Origin of the sequence: Paracoccus suum (assembly GCF_003324675.1) — a bacterium.
Classification (GTDB): Bacteria; Pseudomonadota; Alphaproteobacteria; order Rhodobacterales; family Rhodobacteraceae; genus Paracoccus; species Paracoccus suum.
This window is the reverse complement of record NZ_CP030918.1, coordinates 2,834,876-2,854,320: the sequence shown is the minus strand read 5'-3', so window position 1 is coordinate 2,854,320 and position 19,445 is coordinate 2,834,876. Positions and strand designations below refer to the sequence as shown.

At 69.1% G+C, this 19,445-nt stretch carries 16 protein-coding genes and 1 tRNA gene; 3 read left to right on the top strand and 14 right to left on the bottom strand.

Going from position 1 to position 19,445, the window contains the following annotated elements:
- Window positions 1-31: 31 nt before the first annotated feature.
- The 8 genes from DRW48_RS13925 to DRW48_RS13890 all read right to left on the bottom strand — a co-directional run bounded on the left by DRW48_RS13925 (window position 32) and on the right by DRW48_RS13890 (window position 6,483).
- Entirely contained in the window at window positions 32-730 is a 699-nt protein-coding gene (locus DRW48_RS13925; protein WP_114076955.1) for a hydroxymethylpyrimidine/phosphomethylpyrimidine kinase, read from the bottom strand.
- The gene (locus DRW48_RS13920) at window positions 727-1,677 is read right to left on the bottom strand and encodes a HesA/MoeB/ThiF family protein (RefSeq protein ID WP_114076954.1); all 951 of its coding nucleotides are present in this window, start codon (window positions 1,675-1,677) and stop codon (window positions 727-729) included. Before DRW48_RS13920 ends, DRW48_RS13925 begins: the two co-directional genes overlap by 4 nt.
- Window positions 1,674-2,267, bottom strand: coding sequence for a thiamine phosphate synthase (locus DRW48_RS13915; RefSeq protein ID WP_114077584.1), 594 nt, complete (start codon window positions 2,265-2,267; stop codon window positions 1,674-1,676). The genes DRW48_RS13920 and DRW48_RS13915 overlap by 4 nt, the downstream gene beginning before the upstream one ends.
- On the bottom strand, window positions 2,264-3,058 hold the full coding sequence (locus DRW48_RS13910) for a thiazole synthase (RefSeq protein ID WP_114076953.1): 795 nt from the start codon (window positions 3,056-3,058) through the stop codon (window positions 2,264-2,266). The genes DRW48_RS13915 and DRW48_RS13910 overlap by 4 nt, the downstream gene beginning before the upstream one ends.
- Before the next feature lie 2 nt (window positions 3,059-3,060).
- The gene (gene thiS, locus DRW48_RS13905; RefSeq protein WP_114076952.1) at window positions 3,061-3,258 is read right to left on the bottom strand and encodes a sulfur carrier protein ThiS; all 198 of its coding nucleotides are present in this window, start codon (window positions 3,256-3,258) and stop codon (window positions 3,061-3,063) included.
- Complete coding sequence (thiO, locus tag DRW48_RS13900; RefSeq protein ID WP_114076951.1) at window positions 3,248-4,210, bottom strand: glycine oxidase ThiO; 963 nt, start codon at window positions 4,208-4,210, stop codon at window positions 3,248-3,250. The genes thiS and thiO overlap by 11 nt, the downstream gene beginning before the upstream one ends.
- The gene (gene thiC, locus DRW48_RS13895; RefSeq protein WP_114076950.1) at window positions 4,207-6,042 is read right to left on the bottom strand and encodes a phosphomethylpyrimidine synthase ThiC; all 1,836 of its coding nucleotides are present in this window, start codon (window positions 6,040-6,042) and stop codon (window positions 4,207-4,209) included. The genes thiO and thiC overlap by 4 nt, the downstream gene beginning before the upstream one ends.
- Before the next feature lie 368 nt (window positions 6,043-6,410).
- Window positions 6,411-6,483 (bottom strand) — tRNA-Ile (locus DRW48_RS13890).
- An 85-nt stretch (window positions 6,484-6,568) separates the two neighbouring features.
- On the opposite strand from DRW48_RS13890, the gene purM reads away from it, so the two are divergent.
- Together purM and purN are read left to right on the top strand one after the other, a co-directional pair.
- Window positions 6,569-7,627, top strand: coding sequence for a phosphoribosylformylglycinamidine cyclo-ligase (purM, locus tag DRW48_RS13885; protein ID WP_114076949.1), 1,059 nt, complete (start codon window positions 6,569-6,571; stop codon window positions 7,625-7,627).
- On the top strand, window positions 7,624-8,214 hold the full coding sequence (gene purN / locus DRW48_RS13880) for a phosphoribosylglycinamide formyltransferase (protein WP_114076948.1): 591 nt from the start codon (window positions 7,624-7,626) through the stop codon (window positions 8,212-8,214). Before purM ends, purN begins: the two co-directional genes overlap by 4 nt.
- A 7-nt stretch (window positions 8,215-8,221) precedes the next feature.
- On the opposite strand, the gene DRW48_RS13875 is transcribed toward purN, so the two are convergent.
- The 6 genes from DRW48_RS13875 to DRW48_RS13850 all read right to left on the bottom strand — a co-directional run bounded on the left by DRW48_RS13875 (window position 8,222) and on the right by DRW48_RS13850 (window position 17,998).
- The gene (locus DRW48_RS13875) at window positions 8,222-8,872 is read right to left on the bottom strand and encodes a thiamine phosphate synthase (protein ID WP_114076947.1); all 651 of its coding nucleotides are present in this window, start codon (window positions 8,870-8,872) and stop codon (window positions 8,222-8,224) included.
- A 111-nt stretch (window positions 8,873-8,983) separates the two neighbouring features.
- Window positions 8,984-9,880: a lyso-ornithine lipid O-acyltransferase gene (gene olsA / locus DRW48_RS13870; protein ID WP_114076946.1), complete on the bottom strand. Its 897-nt coding sequence runs from the start codon at window positions 9,878-9,880 to the stop codon at window positions 8,984-8,986.
- 1 nt (window position 9,881) lies between these two features.
- A complete protein-coding gene (gene olsB, locus DRW48_RS13865) occupies window positions 9,882-10,667 on the bottom strand; it encodes an L-ornithine N(alpha)-acyltransferase (RefSeq protein ID WP_114076945.1) in 786 nt (261 codons plus the stop codon).
- 151 nt (window positions 10,668-10,818) lie between these two features.
- The gene (locus DRW48_RS13860; protein WP_114076944.1) at window positions 10,819-11,655 is read right to left on the bottom strand and encodes a universal stress protein; all 837 of its coding nucleotides are present in this window, start codon (window positions 11,653-11,655) and stop codon (window positions 10,819-10,821) included.
- A 236-nt stretch (window positions 11,656-11,891) separates the two neighbouring features.
- A complete protein-coding gene (locus DRW48_RS13855; RefSeq protein WP_114076943.1) occupies window positions 11,892-13,847 on the bottom strand; it encodes a cation:proton antiporter domain-containing protein in 1,956 nt (651 codons plus the stop codon).
- Window positions 13,847-17,998: a hypothetical protein gene (locus DRW48_RS13850; protein ID WP_114076942.1), complete on the bottom strand. Its 4,152-nt coding sequence runs from the start codon at window positions 17,996-17,998 to the stop codon at window positions 13,847-13,849. Before DRW48_RS13850 ends, DRW48_RS13855 begins: the two co-directional genes overlap by 1 nt.
- Window positions 17,999-18,209: 211 nt before the next feature.
- Here DRW48_RS13850 and DRW48_RS13845 point away from each other — a divergent pair, with 211 nt between their 5' ends.
- Window positions 18,210-19,421 (top strand): SIMPL domain-containing protein, encoded by a 1,212-nt coding sequence (locus tag DRW48_RS13845; protein WP_241963284.1) that lies wholly within the window; start codon window positions 18,210-18,212, stop codon window positions 19,419-19,421.
- Window positions 19,422-19,445: the final 24 nt, after the last annotated feature.

Here is a 19,445-nt window from a genome sequence, read left to right as displayed (position 1 = left end):
AGCGCCGCAGTCGCCCCCAACGGTGTGAATGCTACAACCAATCGCTTAGATACCGCTTTGATTGACCGCAGGCGGTTTCCAAACCGTCACCGCGTGAGAGGCGAGCAGCGATGGCGCTGGCCAGCGTGCAACCCGTGCCACGACGGGTGCCCGGCTTGCGTGGCGCGGCAAATCTGACCGGCGCAGCGTTCGGGCGGAACAGCCAATCGACCGCCTCCGTGCTCTCGGCGTGGCCGCCTTTCAGCAGTACGGCGCGCGCGCCCATGTTGTGCAGGGCATCGGCCAATGCCTCCCGCGATGCGTCGGGCGAGAGGCCGGTCAGCGCGGCGGCCTCGGGCAGGTTGGGCGTAATCAGCGCCGCGCGTGAAAACAGTTGCGTGATCATGGCGTTCTGCCCGACGCCGTCGATCAGCGCGGCCCCGGCGCTGGTCGCGAGCACCGGGTCGAGGACGAACGGCACATCCGGCAGCGCGTCAGCAACCGCGGAAACGATATCTGCATTGGCCAGCATGCCGATCTTCGCCGCCCGAACCTGACCGGCGGCGGCGATCTGGGCCGCGACTATGGCGGGCGGCGCCGGGTGGATGACGCATCCCCCGGCCGGGTCCTGTGCCGTCACCGCCGTGGCGGCCACGCGCGCCGCCACCCCATGATCCGCGAGCACGACCAGATCGCGCGCCAGACCCGCCCCGGCCGAACTGTCGAGCCCGCCGATCAGCAGGACGGTCATTGTCCATCCGCCAGCAGCGCGAGGTCCGCGGCCCCGCGCTTGGCGAGAACCTGCGCGCCGCGCCAGGCGCGCAACCCGGTCGAGCAGCACAGCACCACCCGACCGGGCGGAAACTGCCAGTCCGGCAGCGAATCTGGCGCAAGGACGATTGCGCCGGGTAGGGGCCGGATGCTTTCCGTTGCGCGCAGGTCGATGACGGTATCCCCGGGCGCAACTTGCGAGGCCGCGACAAAGCCGAAGCCCGGGGCCTCGCTCGCCCCGTCGAAGTCAAAACTGCCGAACCGCCATGTCGCCATGTCCAAGGTGACGACCCTGCCAAGCGGCGACGGCTCCAGCCCGATCAGCAGCGCCAGGGCCATCTGGGCCTGGATGGCCCCGAGGCTCGCCACCACTGGTCCAAGCACGCCAGCAGTAGAGCAACTCGCGGCCTGCGCTGGCAGATCGGGAAACACCGCGCGATAACTGGGTGCGGTGCCGCAGAACGCGCCGGCATAGCCCGACCGGCCGACGACGGATGCCGAGATCATCGGCTTTCCAGCCCCCCGACAGAGGTCGGACAAGGTGTAGGTCACGGCAAAGCTGTCCGCGGCGTCGATCACCACATCCACCGCCGCGATCAGGTCCTCTGCAGTGGCCGGATCGACCCGCACCAGCAGCGCCCTGACCTCGCAGTCCGGCCCCAGCGCGCAGGCGCGCTTGGCGGCGATGGTCGCCTTGGGCTGGCCGATATCCGCCGTGGTGAAGAGGGTCTGGCGGTGCAGGTTCGTCAACTCGATCACATCCGGGTCGGCGATGGTCAGTCGTCCAACCCCGGCCGCCGCCAGCGCCGGGATCGCCGTGCAGCCGAGGCCGCCCGCGCCGACGACCAGCACATGTGCGGCGGCGAGGCGCGCCTGTCCCTCGGGGCCGACGCCGGGAACCTGCTGCTGGCGGGCATAGCGGTTCATCCGGCGGCCTCGATCCAGGCGCGGGTCTGCGCCTCGGGGTCTGGGGCGGCGATCAGATCGGTGACCACCGCCGCGACATCGGCGCCGGCGGCCAGCACCTCGGGCAGGCGCGCGGGGGTCAGCCCGCCGATGGCGACCAGTGGGATGTCACCAATACGGGCCTTCCAGCGGGTCAGCTTTTCCAGCCCCTGCGGCCGCCACGGCATTTTTTTCAGCAGCGTCGGCCAGATCGGTCCCAGCGCGATATAGGCCGGGCGCAGGCTGAGGGCGCGGTCAAGCTCGGCGCGGTCGTGGGTCGATACCCCAAGGCGCGCGCCGGCGCGAGCGATCGCAGCCGTATCAGCGGTGTCCAGATCCTCTTGCCCCAGGTGGATGAACGAGGCGCCCAGATCCAGCGCCGCCTGCCAGTGATCGTTGACAACCAGTTGCGCGCCATGCCGGGCGCAGACCGCCGTCGAGGCTGCGATCTGGTCCCGCACCTCTGCGGCGTCACCCTTGAAGCGCAGCTGGACCAGCTTGACCCCCGAGGGAACCAGCCGCGCGATCATGGCGGCGTCGGGTAGCACGGGGTAGAAGCGGGGCAGGCTCATGCCGTGTCCCATAGGGCCAGATCGGCCATGCCCAGCACTGGGGTGGATGGCGCGGCCATGTCGCGGGGCGGCATCAGCCCGGCCTCGAAGGCGGTGCGCCCGGCCGTGACAGCCTGGCCAAAGGCGCGCGCCATTTCCACCGGATCGCCGGCCTTGGCGACGGCCGTGTTCAGCAGGACCGCGTCAAAGCCCATTTCCATCGCTCGCGCCGCCTGGCTCGGGGCGCCCAGGCCTGCGTCGATGATCAGCGGCACCGCCGGGAAATGCGCACGCATCGCCGCCAGCGCATCCGCGTGGCGCAGCCCCTGACCCGAGCCGATGGGCGCCCCCCAGGGCATCAGGACCCGGCAACCGGCATCCAGCAGATGCTCGGCCACGATCAGGTCTTCGGTGGTGTAGGGGAACACTTCGAAACCCTCGGCGCAGAGGGTCCGGGCGGCCTCGACCAACGCGAAGGGGTCGGGTTGCAGCGTGTCCGCGTTGCCGATTACCTCCAGCTTGATCCAGGGCGTGCCGAACACTTCGCGCGCCATATGGGCCGTGGTGATCGCCTCGCGCGCGGTGGTGCAGCCGGCGGTGTTTGGCAGCATCCGCGCGCTGCAACCCTGCAGCAGCGACCAGAAGCCCGCACCGCCGACCCCGGTCCCGGCACCCGCAGCCTCGCGGCGCAGCGACACGGTGACGACCCCGCAGCCCGAGGCTGCGATGGCATCCGTCAGCACTTGGGGCGAGGGATATTGCGCGGTCCCGAGCAGCAGGCGCGAGGACAACTCGACGTCGTAAAGCCGCATCGCTAGCCCCCTTGCATTGGGGCCAGCACCTCGACCCTGTCCCCGTCGCGCAGTGCGGTCACGGGCCGGGCGGCAGCAGGCACGAACTTGCCGTTGAGGGCCGTGGCGAGCGCGTGCCCGCTGTAGCCCAGTTCGGTCAGCGCATCCGCGAGGCTGCTGGCGCCTACGGTGAAAGGCGTTCCGTTCAGATCAATTTGCAAGGCAAACCTCCTGTCGTGCGGCGAGGAACGCATCGGCCAGTTGTTCGGCCAGCGCCGGCGCCGTGAGAAAGCCGTGGCGGTAGAGCCCATTCAGATGCAGGCGGCCTCCCGCCGTACGAATGCGCGGCACGTTGTCGGGAAAGGCTGGGCGCAGGCCGACGCCCGTCTCGACGATTGCGGCCTCGGCAAAACCCGGGTGGACGGCGAACGCCGCTGCCATCAGTTCCATCGCGCTGCGCAGGGTGATGGGGCCGGCAGCGTCGGTCTCGACCATCGTTGCGCCGACCATGAAAAGGCCGGCGCCGCGCGGCACGATATAGACCGGAAACCGCGGGTGCAGCAGCCGCACGGGCCGGCTGAGGGTCACATCCGGGCAGCGCAGCAGCAGCATCTCGCCCCGCACGGCGCGAAGGTCGGGCAGGACATCACGCGCCGCGAGGCCGCGGCAGTCGATATCCGCGCCATCGGGTGCCGTTTGCACGCCGTAGCGGATCTGTACCCCCCGCCCACGCAGGCCATCGGCGAGGGCGGTCAGGGCAAGACGCGGGTCGAGATGCGCTTCGCCGGCATAGAACAGTGCGCTCCGGAACCGGCCCGCCAGGTCAGGCTCCAGCTCCGCGATCCGGTCTGCATCGATCCGCTCATGGCCCTCTGTGCGCGCGGCGAAGCGGTCCAGTTCTGCCCGATCGCGCGCCGGGGCGAGGACCAGAGTCCCGTGCCGCGCGACCCCTGGGGTTCGCGCGTGCCACCAGTCGGCGGCACTTGCACCGAGCAACGCCACCTTGGCAGGGGCGCTCTCGCCCTCGGCAAAGGGGGCGAGCATGCCGCCTGCCAGCCAGCTTGCCCCCGAGCCTTCCGGTGCGCGGTCCAGGACCTGCACCCGCACCCCCCGCTCGGCGAGGGCGGTCGCGGCGCACAGCCCCGCGACGCCAGCGCCCAGCACGGTGATCATGCCGTGCCGTCCGCGGTGGGCACATACAGCTTGCCCGTTTCGCGAAACTTCTCGGCCATCGCCGCCATGCCATCCTTTTGCGCCTCGGCACGGATGTCATGGCTGATACGCATCGAACAGAACTTGGGCCCGCACATCGAACAGAAATGCGCGGTCTTGTGCGCCTCCTTGGGCAGGGTCTGGTCGTGGAAGTCGCGGGCTGTCTCGGGGTCGAGCGAGAGGTTGAACTGGTCCTCCCACCGGAATTCGAACCGTGCGCGGCTCAGCGCGTCGTCGCGGGCCTGCGCGCCCGGCAAGCCCTTGGCGAGGTCGGCGGCGTGGGCGGCGATCTTGTAGGTGATGACGCCGGTTTTCACGTCGGCGCGGTCGGGCAGGCCCAGATGCTCCTTGGGCGTCACGTAGCACAGCATCGCGGTGCCGAACCAACCGATCATGGCGGCGCCGATCGCACTGGTGATGTGGTCGTAGCCCGGGGCGATGTCGGTGGTCAGCGGTCCCAGGGTATAGAAAGGCGCCTCGCCGCAGGTGGCCAGCTGCTTGTCCATGTTGGCCTTGATCTTGTGCATGGCCACATGGCCCGGCCCCTCGATCATCACCTGGCAGTCCTTGGCCCAGGCGATCTGCGTCAACTCGCCCAGCGTCTCCAGTTCGGCGAATTGCGCGGCGTCGTTGGCATCGGCGATCGAGCCGGGGCGCAGTCCGTCGCCGAGGCTGAAGCTGACGTCATAGGCACGCATGATGTCGCAGATCTCGGCGAAGTTCTCGTAAAGGAAGCTCTCGCGATGATGGTGCAGGCACCACTTGGCCATGATCGAGCCGCCCCGGCTGACGATGCCGGTAACCCGGTTCACGGTCAGCGGGATGTAGTGCAGCCGCACGCCGGCATGGATGGTGAAGTAATCGACGCCCTGTTCCGCCTGCTCGATCAGCGTGTCGCGATAGATTTCCCAGGTCAGGTCCTCGGCGATGCCGCCGACCTTTTCCAGCGCCTGGTAGAGCGGGACCGTGCCGATCGGCACCGGCGCGTTGCGCAGGATCCATTCGCGGGTGTTGTGGATGTTGCGGCCGGTCGACAGGTCCATGACCGTGTCCGCGCCCCAGCGGATCGACCAGACCATCTTGTCGACCTCCTCGGCCATGGACGAGGTGACGGCGCTGGTGCCCATGTTGGCGTTGATCTTGACCGAGAAGTTTCGGCCGATGATCATCGGTTCCAGCTCAGGGTGGTTGATGTTTGCGGGAATGATCGCGCGGCCTGAGGCGATCTCCTGGCACACGAATTCCGGAGTGACGAAATCAGGGATCGCGGCGCCGAAATCCTCGCCGTCCCGCGACCCGGCGGCCGCGGCGGCGCGTCCGAGGTTTTCGCGGATGGCGACATATTCCATCTCCGCGGTGATGATACCGGCGCGGGCATAGGCAAGTTGCGTCACCGCCTTGCCGTCACGGGCCCGCAGCGGGGCGCGCTGGACGGGAAAGCCGGGCACCAGTTGAGCACCATTGGCAAAGCCGTTGTCGGCGGGCTGGACCGCGCGGGCGGCGTAAGGCTCGCAATCGGCACGTGCGGAAATCCAGCCCTGGCGGATCGGGGCGAGGCCGGCTGAGATATCGATCGTCACCGCCGGATCGGTATATGGCCCGGACGCGTCATAAACTGTGACCGGCGGCTCGCCGGCCGAAGGGTGAACCGCGATCTCGCGCTGGGGGACCCGGATTTCGGGATGCAGCGTGCCCGGGATGTAAACCTTGGACGAGGCGGGCAGGGGGCCCGTCGTGACGGACGGAACCGCGGCGGGGGCGCCTTGCGGCGGGGTCGGGACGATCTGGTTCATCAAAGCCTCTTTGCGTTGATGACCCGTCGAAGAGGGAAAGAAGCCGGGATCGTGCCCGAGTGTTGCCCATGAGGGGCGACCGTTTGTGCTTCCTACGCCAGGATCAACTGGGTCAGGTTCAAAGGGTCGCTTCGCCGCGGGGTCGCCCCCGCTATCAGCCTCTCAGTCCCTCGGGCGGGACTCCCCTGACAGTGCAGATTTGGTAACGGCGCGGTGTCGCTGGGTCAAGGGGCGGGTGGAGGGAGGGAGCGAGGGCACACCATGAAAGAGGGTGCGAGGCCTGCAATCCGAGTGAGCGGCTGCGGCTTTTCGGCACAACCTCATCGGCAGGACGCGCCCGCCACTCACCCACACGGAAGCTGCGACGGTAGGCCCGGAGGGATTTGAACCCCCAACCAAGGCGTTATGAGCGCCCTGCTCTGACCGTTGAGCTACAGGCCCGCCGCAGGCAGTGTCGTCGCAAAAGCGTGTTTGCGGGTCAAGGGAAACTGGCCTAACAGGCGGGCCAAAGCAGCAGGGGTGCGCCATGAGCAACGAAACGACCGCCCGCGGGATCACTTATGCCGAGGCCGGGGTCGATATCGACGCCGGCAACGCCTTCGTCGAGCGGATCGGCCCGGCAGCCTCAGCCACGCGCCGCCCCGGTGTGATGTCGGGCCTTGGCGGCTTTGGCGCGCTGTTCGACCTGAAGGCGGCGGGCTACGTCGATCCGATCCTGGTCGCAGCGACCGATGGGGTCGGCACGAAACTGCGGATCGCCATCGACACGGGCCGCGTCAGCGGCGTCGGCACCGACCTTGTCGCCATGTGCGTCAACGACCTCGTCTGCCAAGGCGCCGAACCACTGTTTTTCCTCGACTATTTCGCCACCGGCAAGCTCGATGTCGAAGCCGGGGCGCAGATCGTCACCGGCATCGCCGAGGCCTGCGCGGCATCCGGCTGTGCCCTGATCGGCGGCGAGACGGCCGAGATGCCGGGTATGTATCACGGCGGCGATTTCGACCTCGCCGGCTTTGCCGTCGGCGCGATGGAGCGCGGGACTGCGCTGCCGGCCGGCGTGGCCGAGGGTGACGTCCTGCTGGGTCTGGCTTCGGACGGCGTCCACTCCAACGGCTACTCGCTGGTGCGCCGGGTGGCGCTGGCCGCCGATCTGGGGTGGGAGGACGAGGTTCCGTTCGATTCACCCGCCGAGACTCTTGGCGAGGGGCTGCTGGTCCCGACCCGCCTCTACGTGCGCTCGGTCCTCGCGGCGCGGGACGCCGGCGGTCTGCATGCCGCCGCGCATATCACCGGTGGTGGCATCACCGAGAACCTGCCCCGCGTGCTGCCTGCGGGGCTGGGGGCCGAGGTTGACCTCGACGCCTGGACCCTGCCGCCGGTCTTTGCCTGGCTGCGCGAGGCGGGCGGCATTTCGGATGCCGAGATGCTCAAGACCTTCAACTCGGGCATCGGCATGATCCTCGTGGTTGCCCCGGATCGCGCGGCCGCCCTGAGCGAGTTGCTAACCGCGCGGGGAGAGAGGGTCGTGACCCTCGGCCGGGTCAGCGCCGGGCAGGGGGTGCGCTACAGCGGCAGCCTTCGCTGATGCGGGTCGCGATCCTGATCTCGGGCGGCGGGTCCAACATGGTCCGCCTGATCGAGGATATGCAAGGCGATCACCCGGCGCGCCCGGTTCTGGTGCTGTCAAACGATCCCGGGGCCGGTGGCCTCGCCAAGGCCGCGGCGCTGGGCGTGCCGGCAAAGGCGGTCGATCACCGACCCTTTGGCCGGGACCGGGCCGCGTTCGAGGCGGCATTGTCGGTGCCGCTGGCCGAGGCTTCGCCCGACCTGATCTGCCTTGCCGGTTTCATGCGCATCCTGACGCCGGGCTTTGTCGCCCGCTGGGATGGCGGACGGATGCTGAACATCCACCCCTCGCTGCTACCGCTCTATCCTGGCCTCGACACCCATGCCCGGGCAATCGCCGCTGGCGATACCGAGGCCGGTTGTACGGTGCATGAGGTGACGGCCGATCTGGATTCGGGACCGATCCTGGGTCAGGCCCGTGTGCCGGTGAAGCCGGGCGATACGGCCGCGACCCTTGCGAGCCGCGTGCTGGAGGCGGAGCACCGCCTCTATCCCGCCGTCCTGCGCCGCGTCGCAAGCGGCAACCGCAGCCTGCTGCAGTTTTAGGGGCGGACTAGCGCCAAAGGGCCGAAAGCGCGGCAGCGGGATCAGGCTCGGCCCAGATCTCGGCCCCGAGGGCGATGAAATCGGTGACCGGCGCCAGCTTGGCGATAAGCGCGGCGTCGAGGTGGCCCTCGGCCACCACCGGCACCTCGATCATTTCGGACCACCAGGCAAACAGATCGAGCGGCGCTTGCTCCACCCCGGCAGTGGGTGCCCCGCCGACCGGGCCAAAGGTGACGTAATCGGCCCCGGCCTCTGCCGCGTTGATCCCGGCATGGCGCTGGTTGCCGCAGAAGGCGCCGACGATGGCATCCGGCCCCAGCGCCTGACGTGCATCACGCACCTTGCGCCCGCCGCTCATCAGGTGAACGCCGTCCAGACCGTGGCTCAGCGCCAGTTCCCAGTGATTTTCGATCACCACCGGCACGTCGCGGGCATGGGCGATCTCGCGCGCCATGTCGGCCAGCCGGCCCAGTTCGGCCAGATCGTCGTGGGCACGCAGGCGCAGGCAGGCGACCTGCACGCGGTCCAGCACCTCGGCCAGAAGCGGGCCCAGCGCGGCCGCCGAGGCGCCCATGGGCGTCACGAGATACAGCTGCACCGCCTGGGGCTCTGCATCGGCGGGCGCTTGGGGCGCGCGGGTGATCTGGTCTTCGGGCATGGCGAGTCTTTCGGATACGTCCCGGCGGCATAGCCCAGCGCCGCCTGCGAAGCCAGAGGTCGCGCAAGGGTGATGAGCCAGGCTAATGCTGCGGACGGCGGGAAAAGCTGTTCAAGCCCAGGGCAGGCCGCTGCGAACCGCGGCCTCGCACTGCGCAGCGAGCGCCTTGCGGTTGCTGCCCGCTACAGTGATCGGCGGGTGCAGCGTCACGGTGACGCTGCCTTGGGGCGCCTGTGCCAGAACGGCCAGCAAATGCGGCCCGAGCGCCATCGCGCCCCACCAGCCATAGAACCGTGCGTCCCGGCGTGGCGGCGCGCGATAGGCGGCACTGACCGGCTGCAGCGCCAGCCCGGCGGGCAGGTCCGGGGCGAGGAACGCCTGGAACAGGGTCGGCTTGAACGGCAGCACCCGGCGGCCATCGGTGCTGGTCCCCTCGGGGAAGAACAGCAGGCGGTGGCCGGCGCGCGTCCGGGCAGCGAACTCGGCCGCTTGAGACTGGGCAAGGCGCGGGTCGCGGACCACGAAATGCGTGTCGGTGACACGGGTCAGGATGTTGATGCCCGGCCAACCCGCGACCTCGGCCTTAGAGACGAAGAACACCGGCAGCGCGGCGTTCAGGACCAATATGTCCAGCCAACTGCTGTGGTTGGCGACAGCCGCGCCCGGCCCTTGCATCGGCCGGCCGACGCGCCGCCAGCGGATGCCGAGGATCGCGAGGCAGCCGCGGCAGACGCCCTGCACCAGCGGCCCGGTCCAGGGGCGGCGCGCGCCATGCAGCGCCCGCTCGGGCAGGCGCAGCAGCAACAGGGCCAGAACGCCGAGGGCGAGCCAGATGACCACGCCCGTGCCGCGCAGGCCGGCACGCAGCCACCCCAGCAGCGAGATGCGGGGCAGCACTGGCGGCGGTGCGGCGTTATCGTGCCAGGCAGGACCGGACGCGCGGGCTGGGGCGGAATCGGGCAGGGCGCTCGCGCGCGGCGCGACGGGGCCGTTCGGATCTGAGGCCATGCTACAGCGCCGGCTGCCGGCGTGTCTGGTAGAAGTCCCGATGCCGGCTGGACATCTCGGCCGTGTCCATCAGCAGGAACACGTCAGTGGTGTTGAACGGCCGATCGACGAACGCCCCGTCGCCCACCATGCCGCCCAGCCGCAGATAGGCTTTGATCAGCGCAGGCATCTGCGTCATCGCCATGCGCCGGTCCAGCGCCTCGGGCGCAATCAGGTCCATGCGCTGATAGCCCTCAGGCCGGGCGACCGCGCGCAGGCCCGGGGGCGCCAGGTGGTGATGATGCAGCCAGCTCAGCGGGGCGGCCAGCGCCTGCGGGTCGGTGCCGTGGAACGAGGCGACGCCGAACAGCACCTCGATATTCAACTCGTTGACGTAATCGGCCAGGGCATTCCACAGCAGATACATGCCCGAGCCACCGCGATAGTCTGGATGCATGCATGAACGGCCCAGTTCCAGCAGCCGCCGCCCGCTGGACCGTAGCGGCGAGAGGTCATATTCGGCATCGCAGTAAAAGCTGCCGAACTCGGCCGCGCGCGGGCCCGGCAGCAGGCGATAGGCGCCGACAACATGATCGAGGGTTTGTGGCGGAATGCGCGTGTCGATCAGCAGCAGGTGATCGACCACCGGGTCGAACTCGTCGCGCTCCAGCCGGCGATCATGATCGACCATAGGGCCGTCGCCGCCAAGCTCTTTGACGAAAACGCGATAGCGCAGACGCTCTGCCCCGAGGCGGTCCACCTCGGAGGTGGCTATGCGGATGGCGAAGAAGGAGGGTTCGGGCGTCATTCGCTGGCCAAGCCTGCGCAGGGGCGCGCGGCACGGTTTTACGGGCGGGAGGGCTGTGATGCAACCCGCGCGGTACCGCGCGAGGCCGGCAAACCCTGCGGAGCAAAGTCCTGCTGGCGGGTATTCCGTCCCGGCTGCGGTTTTTCCGGCCTTAGCGCGCCATCAGGACGGGAATTTCGGCCATCTCCAGCATGTTGCGGGTCGTTCCGCCCAGAATCGCCTCACGAAAACGGGAATGGCCGTAGGCGCCCATCACGATCATCGTCGCGCCGATCTCGACCGCGCGGCGGCTGATGATGTCGCTGGTGCGCGGCAGCGTCTTGGCCAGGATCGCGACATCCGCCCGCGCGCCGTGACGGGTCAGCATCTGGCACAGCGCGACGCCGGGGTCCGACCGCTCAGGCCCGTTGGGTGAGGGGTCGATGACGGCGATCTCGACCGCCTCGGCGCGGCGGATCAGTGGCAGGGCGCGGCGCACTGCGCAGAGCGCCTCGCTGCTCTGGTTCCAGGCGATCAGGATGCGGCGGTCGAACCCCTCGGGCAGCCCGCCCTCGGGCAGCACCATAACCGGGCAACCGCCCTCGAACATTGCCGCCTCGACCGCGCTTTCGGCATCGGGCGGAACGCCGGGGCCGTAAGGGCGCGACATGACCGCAAGATCAGCGAAGCGCGCGCGCATTCCCACCACGGCCGAAACACCGCCGGCCTGCGCGACTACGGAATCGAGTGACCAGCGTACGGTCTCGCCCTCCAGCCGCGCACGAGCCTGCGCCTCAATGGCCGAGGCGGCGTCCATCGCGCGGTCGATCGCCTCCTGCATGACGAAGCCGGTGGCACCCGCGTAGTAATAGCCGGTCTGGCTGCGATCCACGCCAAGGCACAGAACGTCCAAATGCGCGTCCTCGCTCGCTGCGAGGTGCAGCGCGGCATCCAACTGGAAGTCCTGCCGCTCGCCGGTCAGGACGGTCAGGATTGTCTTGTAAGCCATGGCACCCTCCTTTCGGGTGTTCCCCCGCCGCGAGCCTCGCGGCGGGGCTGAGCAGCATTATAACGCAGAACTGGCCGGGGCGGATTGATCTAAAACAAAAAGTTTTCGGATGGAAGGGTTCCCTGCAGCCCGCGGGCGGGGTGCGCGGCCCGTAGTTATTGCCCGCGCAGGCGCGAGGATGCGGCCAATTTCAGCGGTCGGTCGCCGCGGCGCCTCGTTGCGGGCCAGACTGCGGATCACTCGTCCCGCAGGGCCCATTTCCCGACGGTCGCCGAACGGCCGGGGCGGCGCGGGGGAACGATCAGTCCATGCTCGGGTTCGGGGTCGTCGACCTCGTCCTCGGCCAACGGAGCGGCGGCGGGGCCATGGGCAAAGCGATCGCCAATTGCCTCCTCCATGGCCGCATTCAGCGCGATGGAACGTTCCATGTAGGCCGGGTTGTCCTCGGCCGCGACGCCGGGCTTCCACACCTCGGCCAGCGACCGCAGCCCCTGGCGATCCATCCGATAGAAGATCTTCTCAAGCTCGGCGGCCTCGTATTCCGACAGTCCAATATTTTCAAGAACATAACGACCAGTTCTTAATGCGCTGTCGAACATTTCTCGTACGATATGATCGGCCCCCGCATCGTAAAGCTGGTAGACCGTCACCCGGTCGCGGGCGCGGGCGATGATGCGCAGGTCGGGCCGGCGCGAGCGGGCGAGGCGCACCAACCGCAGGTTTGCCTCCGGATCGTCCATCGCCGCGACCAGCACCCGCGCCTTGGCGAGGCCGGCGGCGTCCAGGATCTCGGGCTTGGTCGGATCGCCGAAATATCCCTTGAAGCCAAAGCGGCGCATCAGCTGGATCAGCTTCAGGTCATGGTCCAGCACCGTGGTCTTGAAACCGGACATCGTCACCAGCCGGTTCACCACCTGGCCAAAGCGGCCGACGCCGGCGATAATGATCATGTGCTGCTCGTCGATCAGATCGGGCTGCGGCAACGCGCGTTCTTCTGACAGGCGCCGGGCGACCTGGTCGTAGACGATGAACAGCAGCGGCGTCGTCAGCATCGACAGCGCGATGACCAGCAGGAAGGCCTGCGCAACCTCGTATGGCAACAGCGCCAGCGAGACGGCGTAGCTGGAGAGCACAAAGCCAAACTCGCCGGCCTGTGCCAGCGACAGGGTGAACAATGCCCGCTCCCGCGGGGCCATGTTGACCATCCGCGCAACCAGATGCAGCACCCCGCCCTTGACGACGATGACCACAGCAGTGGCGCCGAGGATGATCAGCGGCATCTCGGCCAGGATCGAGAAATCCATGCTGGCGCCGACGGTGATGAAGAAAAGGCCCAGCAACAGCCCCTTGAAGGGCGCGATCTGGCCCTCAAGCTCGTGCCGGAACTCCGAGCCAGCGAGCATCACCCCGGCAAGAAAGGTGCCAAGCGCCGGGCTGAGGCCGACAAAGCTCATCAGCCAGGCGATGACGACGACGATCAACAGTGCGACGGCGGTGTCCATCTCGCGCAGGCGTACGCTTTGGACAAAGCGAAAGAGCGGGCGAAAGAAATACTGACCGGCCAGGATCACCCCGCCGACGGCCGCAAGCGTTACCAGTGCGGCCGCCCAGCCGGGCAGGGACGCCATGAAGACGCCCCCTGCCTCGGCATGGCCGTCAACGGCGTCGGGCAGATGCGCCGTGCCGGCCAGCAGCGGCATCAGCGCCAGCATCGGGATGACTGCCATGTCCTGGGTCAGGAGCACCGAGAAGGTGTTCCGCCCGCCGGCCGTCTGCATCAGCTTCTTTTCGTTCAGTGTCTGCAGGACGATTGCGGTCGAGCTGAGGGACAGGATCATGCCCAGCGTCAACGCCACGGGCAGCGATTGTCCCAGCGCCATTCCCAGCGCCGCGAGGATAGCGACGGTGATCAGGATCTGCGCCCCGCCAAGGCCGATCAGCTTGCGCCGCATGGCCCAGAGGGCCCGGGGCTCCAGTTCCAGACCGATGAGGAACAGCATCATGACGACGCCGAACTCGGCGAAATGCTGCAGGCCGACGACCTCGCTGCCCGACAGGTGCAGCACGGGGCCGATGATGATCCCGGCCAGCAGGTAGCCCAGCACCGAGCCGAACCCGAGCCTTGAGGAGATCGGGACGGCGACAACCATGGTCGCGAGATAGATTGATGCCTGAAGGAGGAAACCCTCCATCAGCGCCCGGCCAGCATGAGCAGCTGATACGGCCGCCCGCCCTTGACGTAGGTGACGGCGCCCTTGCCGATCGAAGTGATCGGGCCGCCGTCGATCCGGTCGCCGAGACGGACCGTGACGATCTTGCCATTGCGCAGGCGGATCAGGCCACGGCTGGCGGGTCCCGCGCCGATGACGCCGATCAGCGTGGTGCGGCTGAGGTCTATGCCGCGCAACGTCGCGTTGCTGGCGATGGTGGCCGAGGTGCTGCCGCCGCCAACCGGGCCCGCGACGTCGGGCTCGTTGTCGCCTTCGACGGGCGCGACACGTTGGCCGCGGGCGGCGGCGGTCCGCGCCTCTGCCGCAGCCTGCGCGCGGGCGCGGGCCTCGGCGGCAGCGCGCTGTTGGGCCTCGATCCGGGCGTCCGCCTGGGCGCGGGCGCGGATACGCTCCTCCGCCTGACGCTGCAGCTGTTCGTCGAGGCGCAAACGCTCGGCGCGACGGGCTGCGTCGGCGGCATCGGGGTCAGGCGCCGCAGGCTGGGCCGGTGCGAGATCGGGCGTTGCCGGGGCCGACGGGCGGGCGGCGGCGGCGGCCGCGACGGCCAGCGCCGCTGCATCATCGTCGGTTTTATCCGCCGGTTTGGGAGTCGTAGTGCCCTTCGCGGCGCGGGGCGCGCGCTCTGGGAATGGCGAGGATTTCAGAGATTTTAGTGCTACGCCTCCGGGGCTTGCCGGAGATTGCTCGATCGCGTCGGCGATTGCACTCTCAACCGCTTTCGAGCTGGTTCCCGAAGCGCCCGGGCGGCGACCCGGCCGGCCCTTGGCGGCGCTCGCCGTCGGTGCCGCCTTCTTAGGAGCATCATCGGCGGCCGCCGCGGCAAGGGCGGCATCGACCGCCGATTTCGGGCTCGAGCCGCCGCTCGATTTCTTGGCGGCGGGTTTCTTGGCGGGGATAGGTGGGACGGGCGCCGCATCGTCGCGTGACGGGGGCCGCGCCTGTGCAGTCCGCGGACCCCGCACGTCGGCCACGAACAGGGCCCGGTCGTTGGCGAGGCCGACGCGGAACGCCCCGCGTGAGGGAGAGTCGGGAACCGCGCGGAAGGCACTCTCAAGCCAGTCCTTCATCAGCGGTGCTGGGTCTAGGGACGCGAGATGCAGTTCGGCGGGCTCGGCGGTCAGCGCGCCCTCGCGGCGGGTCGGCCGGGTGAGTTCGGTCGCCGGCGCCGTGGTGGCCGCCGCCGGTGTCGCGGCTGCGGCAGGACGGCTCCGCGGCCGGGACGCGCGGGCCGGGGGGGCTGCAGGTGCAGGAGGCTTTACGGCTGCAGCAGGCTTGGCAGCGGCAGGCGGCGTGGCCGCACTCGGTGCGGCAGCCGGCACCGTGCGCGCCGGTTCGGCGGGGGCACGCGGCGGGCGGCTCGGCGGGCGAATTCCCGTGACTGGGGAGGGCTCAGCCTCGCGCGCACGGTCAAACGGCAACGGATCGCGCGGAACGCGGGGAGAGGCGTCGCCCGCGGCCGGCCGGGCCGGCGCCACCGGCGCCCTGCGCGTGTCCTGGGTCTGGCCGGCAGCAGGGCGGCGAGAGGGGGACTGGGAGACGGCCAGACCGACCGCTTCCTCGATCGCCGCAGCATTTGACGCCGGGCCGCGGGGGGCCGCAGGAGTGGCGGCTTGCGCGGCCTCCGGCACTCTTGCAGGGGCCGGGCTCGCAGCGGGTTGTGCCGTGGCCGGGAGCGAATGGTCAGAGGCGGGGGCTTGCGGTTTGGCTGCGGCCGCCGGCGCCGCTTCTGGGCTCGGCGGAGACGCCGCGGTGACAGGTTGTTCAGTCGCGGCCGGGGCGCTCGGCGTGTCCGCGATCACCGGTTCGCTGGGGTTCGCGGGTGGCGTGGTTGCGGTCGTCGCCGCTTCCGCGGTGTCCGGTGCGGCAGCAGGTTGATCAACCTCAGCCGGCGCGGTCGGCTCCGATGTTTCGGCAATTGTCGCCGCAGGTGCCGCGACGGCGGTGGCCGTCTCGATAGCAGCCGGCTGTGACGCCGGCTCTGTAGCGGTCGGCGCCTCGGCGGGGATTTCCGCGGCTGTGGTTTCGGCCGGACCGGCATTAGTCACCGCCGGCGCCGGCTGCTGGGCTGTCACAAGCGCCGGGACGCGGCCGCTGGGGACAAACAGGAACACCGCCAGCAGGCCGAGGACCAGCAACGCCAGCATGAGGTAGAAATCCCGCTGACCCGGCGTTAGCCGCGGAGCCGCTGCCTTTGCCGCAGGCGCCCGGGGGACGACCGCGGCGGCACGCGCTTGGTTGGCGCGTTCATGGAATGCCTTGGCGCGCGCGTCCTTGATCGCGTTGCGGTCGGGGGCCGCAGTATTCTTGGGCCGTTCGGTTGGGATCGCGACCGCCGCCGTAGCGGGGACGAGACCAGGTGTGCCGGCGAGTTCCGCCGGGACGGGACCAGACGGTCCAGGGATCGCGGGCGGGGCGACGGTCGCCGTTTTGACCTTGCTGGGACGACTGGCGGCCGTGACAGCCAGCGAGCCCTTGTCCTGTGTCTTACCCGCGGCATCGCGCATCTTGGCGCTGAAGCCCACGCGCATGCGGTTCAACGCAGCGGCCATTGGGGCGACGCGTCCCTGCCAACCGCGATCCGCGGCCTCCGCCGCCGAGCGCATTGGCGCGACCAATGTCTTTGGCCCCAGTGTTTGGTCGGCCGACGGGTCGAGCTTCGCGAGTGATGGGGGCGGGGGGCCAAAGACGGGCACTTTTTGAGCGTCAGGCTTGGCTTGCGCTGACGAACCGATTACCGCGACCGACGGCGCCGGGGGGCCAAAGACCGGCGTCACCTCTGGAGCATGAGCTTTGGAAACCGTGACAGCCTCGCCCTTTCCGCCATCTGTGGGGGGGAGCGAATCCGCATCCCCCGGTTGGGGGCTGGGGAGCGGACCGATCAGGTCGTGGACCTCGGGGGCCGCAACGTCTTCGGTCTTCTGCACTTCCTTAGCAACCGCAGAGGTCACACCCTTCGATTGCAGTGCGTGCGTCGGGTCGGCCGCGCCTTCAGCAGGAGGCTGTGCGCCATCGCCCGCGGCTTGAACCTCCTGGGGGGTCGCCGCTGTCCCATTCTGCCTGTCTTGGGCGACCACAGTATCCGTCACCGTCTCGTTTGCTGACGCGACTTGGGCCTCGGCCTCCTTCGCGTCATAGGATGCATCCCCCGACCCTTCATCGGCATCGGCGTCGCTTTGCTTCCCGGCTTCCGCGACCGCCTTGTCTGGGTCCGCTTCGGTGACCTTGTGTTCATCCGCGCGAGGTGGCCGCTCCGCGTCCGACGGGGTTGCCGGACCTGCCAGCGATAGCACGGCTTTTTCCTCGGCAATCACAGCGACGGAAACATCAGCGACCGGCGCGTCATGTGCGGCTTGAGATGTAACTTCAACAATCGACGGCAAAATTTTGTTTTCGCTGCCAACAGTCACATCTGGCGCATTGACATTGCCGGGTTGCGAGATGGCCCGGATGCGTGTCAGGGCTTCGTCCAGCGGAACCCGCCCCTGCGCACCGACGCCAGGGGCTGACGCTTGCTCCGCAACTTTGGAAGGCGTCGTCTCGTCCACCGGCGCCTCCGCAGACCCCTTGTCTGCCTGCGCGACCGCCTTGCCCTTGGGAACATCGATGAACTGGACGGGTCGGGCCAGATGGGTGCCCTCGGCATCCGCCAGGGCGGCAATCGGCTTGAAGCCGTGGCCGGCGGCAAAGGCTTCCGCCTCGCTCAGCGTCTGGCGCCAGACGGCGGCGACGCGCACACGGTCCGGCGCGGCATCGACCCAATCGAAGGCAAGATCGTCGACGGCATAGGGGGTCAGCCCGTCGAGGCCCGCGGCGACGGCGGCGCGGCGAGGCAAGTCGGGATCCACGGTAAATTCGGTGAACAGCACCTGATCGTCGGGAATGATCAGGGCCACCTGGCCCGGGCCCGGACCCTTGAGCCCGTCGATCCCGCGACGCAGCGTCGCCAGCCGGCCGGCGAGATCGGGAGTGTCGAACCGCGCGGCCCCGCGCCAGGCCCATTCCTCGCCCTCGCGCTCCATCAGGTGGACCGCCTCCATGTCGAATGACAGGGCGTGCCGCGGCCCCGCGGCCTCGGGGTCTGGCATGGGCCGGCGGGCGGAATCAGCGGTCATCTGCAGGCTTTCGCTCGGTCGCGGCTGGCGCGTGGGAAAAGGGCTGGTTTATGTACGATCCCTACCGCTTTTCGGGGTCTGTGGAAAGACGGACACCATATCGTGAGGGGTCAAAAGGACATTCTTCGGTGTTACTGAGGTGGCTGCACCGGCATTTCGCGCACCCGCGCGCGGGCCGGGTACGTCAGCCGCGTTCACACAGGAGTCACTGATGCCCAGATCGACCGTCCCAGCCGCCGCACCGGCCCGCAGCTTGTCGGGCGACGACCGCGCCCTGCATCGGCGGCGCACTGGGGCGATGCTGGCCGCAATTTGTGCCACCGCCCTGATGTCTGCCCCGGCCGTGGCGCAGCCTGCAGGGAGCCCGCCCCCCGAGGGCGGGCCAATGGTTCATCCGCTGATGAGGGATCACGCCATGCGTTCCATGCGTCCGGCCCTGATCAATGTTACAGGCAGCGGCATCGCAAACGTGGCGCCCGACCTGGCGGTAATCTCGCTCGGTGTCACCGTGCAAGCGCCGACAGCCGGCGAGGCGATGACGCAGAACGCCGCCCGCCAGCAGGCCGTGATCGACGCCATCAAGGAACACGGGATCGAGCTGCGGGACATCCAGACCTCGAACCTCAGCCTGAACCCGGTTCAGGATTTCTCCAACCAGGGCAAACCGCCGGTCATCACCGGCTACCAGGCCGGGAATATGGTCACGGTCCGCGTGCGCGATCTGCCGCAAATCGGCCCGATCCTCGACGCCATCGTCGCAGCGGGTGCCAACGAGGTGCAAGGCATCAGCTTCCAGCGCGACGACGCTGCCAAGACCGAGGCCGAGGCTCGGCGCAAGGCCGTCGAGAATGCGCGCGAGCGGGCCGAGGTTATTGCCAGCGCGGCTGGCCAGCGGCTGGGACGCCTCGTCGCGCTCAGCGATACGCAGTCCCAGTCCGGGCCGCCGCGCCCGATGATGATGCGCGACGCGGCCATGGCGGCCGAGGCCAAGACCCCGGTCGAGACCGGCGAGTTGAGCCTGACGGCCGATGTCACCGCGACTTGGGAGATGATCCCGCTCGCCGGGGAAGACGGCGGAGACGGTGCAACGCCGCCCGCGAAGGAAGGCACGGATGGCAGCGCGGATGGCGGGCAGACGGTGGTTCCGACGATCATGCCGGCGCCCGAAGCTTCGCCTACCACTGGGGCGGCGCCTGCCGCTGATGCGCCGGCTAATGATGCGGCACCCGCAGCCGACGCCGCACCTGCAACAGACCCTGCGCCTGCGGCGGATGCGGCACCTGCGACTGGCGCTGCGCCCGCGCCGGACGCAGCAGTCCCTGAGGTCGTCACCCCTGACGCCGTTGCACCGGCTGGGGATGCGCCGGCAGCAGATGCAGCGCCGGCAGCAGATGCTGGGGCCGCGCCCGCGCCGACAAACTGAAGCAGCGGGGCGCCGGGCGAGCCG

Coding starts and splice junctions, on each gene's coding strand:
- DRW48_RS13925 (WP_114076955.1), bottom strand. CDS start 730: ATGACCGTCCTGCTGATCGGCGGGCTCGACAGTTCGGCCGGGGCGGGT.
- DRW48_RS13920 (WP_114076954.1), bottom strand. CDS start 1,677: ATGAACCGCTATGCCCGCCAGCAGCAGGTTCCCGGCGTCGGCCCCGAG.
- DRW48_RS13915 (WP_114077584.1), bottom strand. CDS start 2,267: ATGAGCCTGCCCCGCTTCTACCCCGTGCTACCCGACGCCGCCATGATC.
- DRW48_RS13910 (WP_114076953.1), bottom strand. CDS start 3,058: ATGCGGCTTTACGACGTCGAGTTGTCCTCGCGCCTGCTGCTCGGGACC.
- thiO (WP_114076951.1), bottom strand. CDS start 4,210: ATGATCACCGTGCTGGGCGCTGGCGTCGCGGGGCTGTGCGCCGCGACC.
- thiC (WP_114076950.1), bottom strand. CDS start 6,042: ATGAACCAGATCGTCCCGACCCCGCCGCAAGGCGCCCCCGCCGCGGTT.
- purM (WP_114076949.1), top strand. CDS start 6,569: ATGAGCAACGAAACGACCGCCCGCGGGATCACTTATGCCGAGGCCGGG.
- DRW48_RS13875 (WP_114076947.1), bottom strand. CDS start 8,872: ATGCCCGAAGACCAGATCACCCGCGCGCCCCAAGCGCCCGCCGATGCA.
- olsA (WP_114076946.1), bottom strand. CDS start 9,880: ATGGCCTCAGATCCGAACGGCCCCGTCGCGCCGCGCGCGAGCGCCCTG.
- olsB (WP_114076945.1), bottom strand. CDS start 10,667: ATGACGCCCGAACCCTCCTTCTTCGCCATCCGCATAGCCACCTCCGAG.
- DRW48_RS13860 (WP_114076944.1), bottom strand. CDS start 11,655: ATGGCTTACAAGACAATCCTGACCGTCCTGACCGGCGAGCGGCAGGAC.
- DRW48_RS13855 (WP_114076943.1), bottom strand. CDS start 13,847: ATGGAGGGTTTCCTCCTTCAGGCATCAATCTATCTCGCGACCATGGTT.
- DRW48_RS13850 (WP_114076942.1), bottom strand. CDS start 17,998: ATGACCGCTGATTCCGCCCGCCGGCCCATGCCAGACCCCGAGGCCGCG.
- DRW48_RS13845 (WP_241963284.1), top strand. CDS start 18,210: ATGCCCAGATCGACCGTCCCAGCCGCCGCACCGGCCCGCAGCTTGTCG.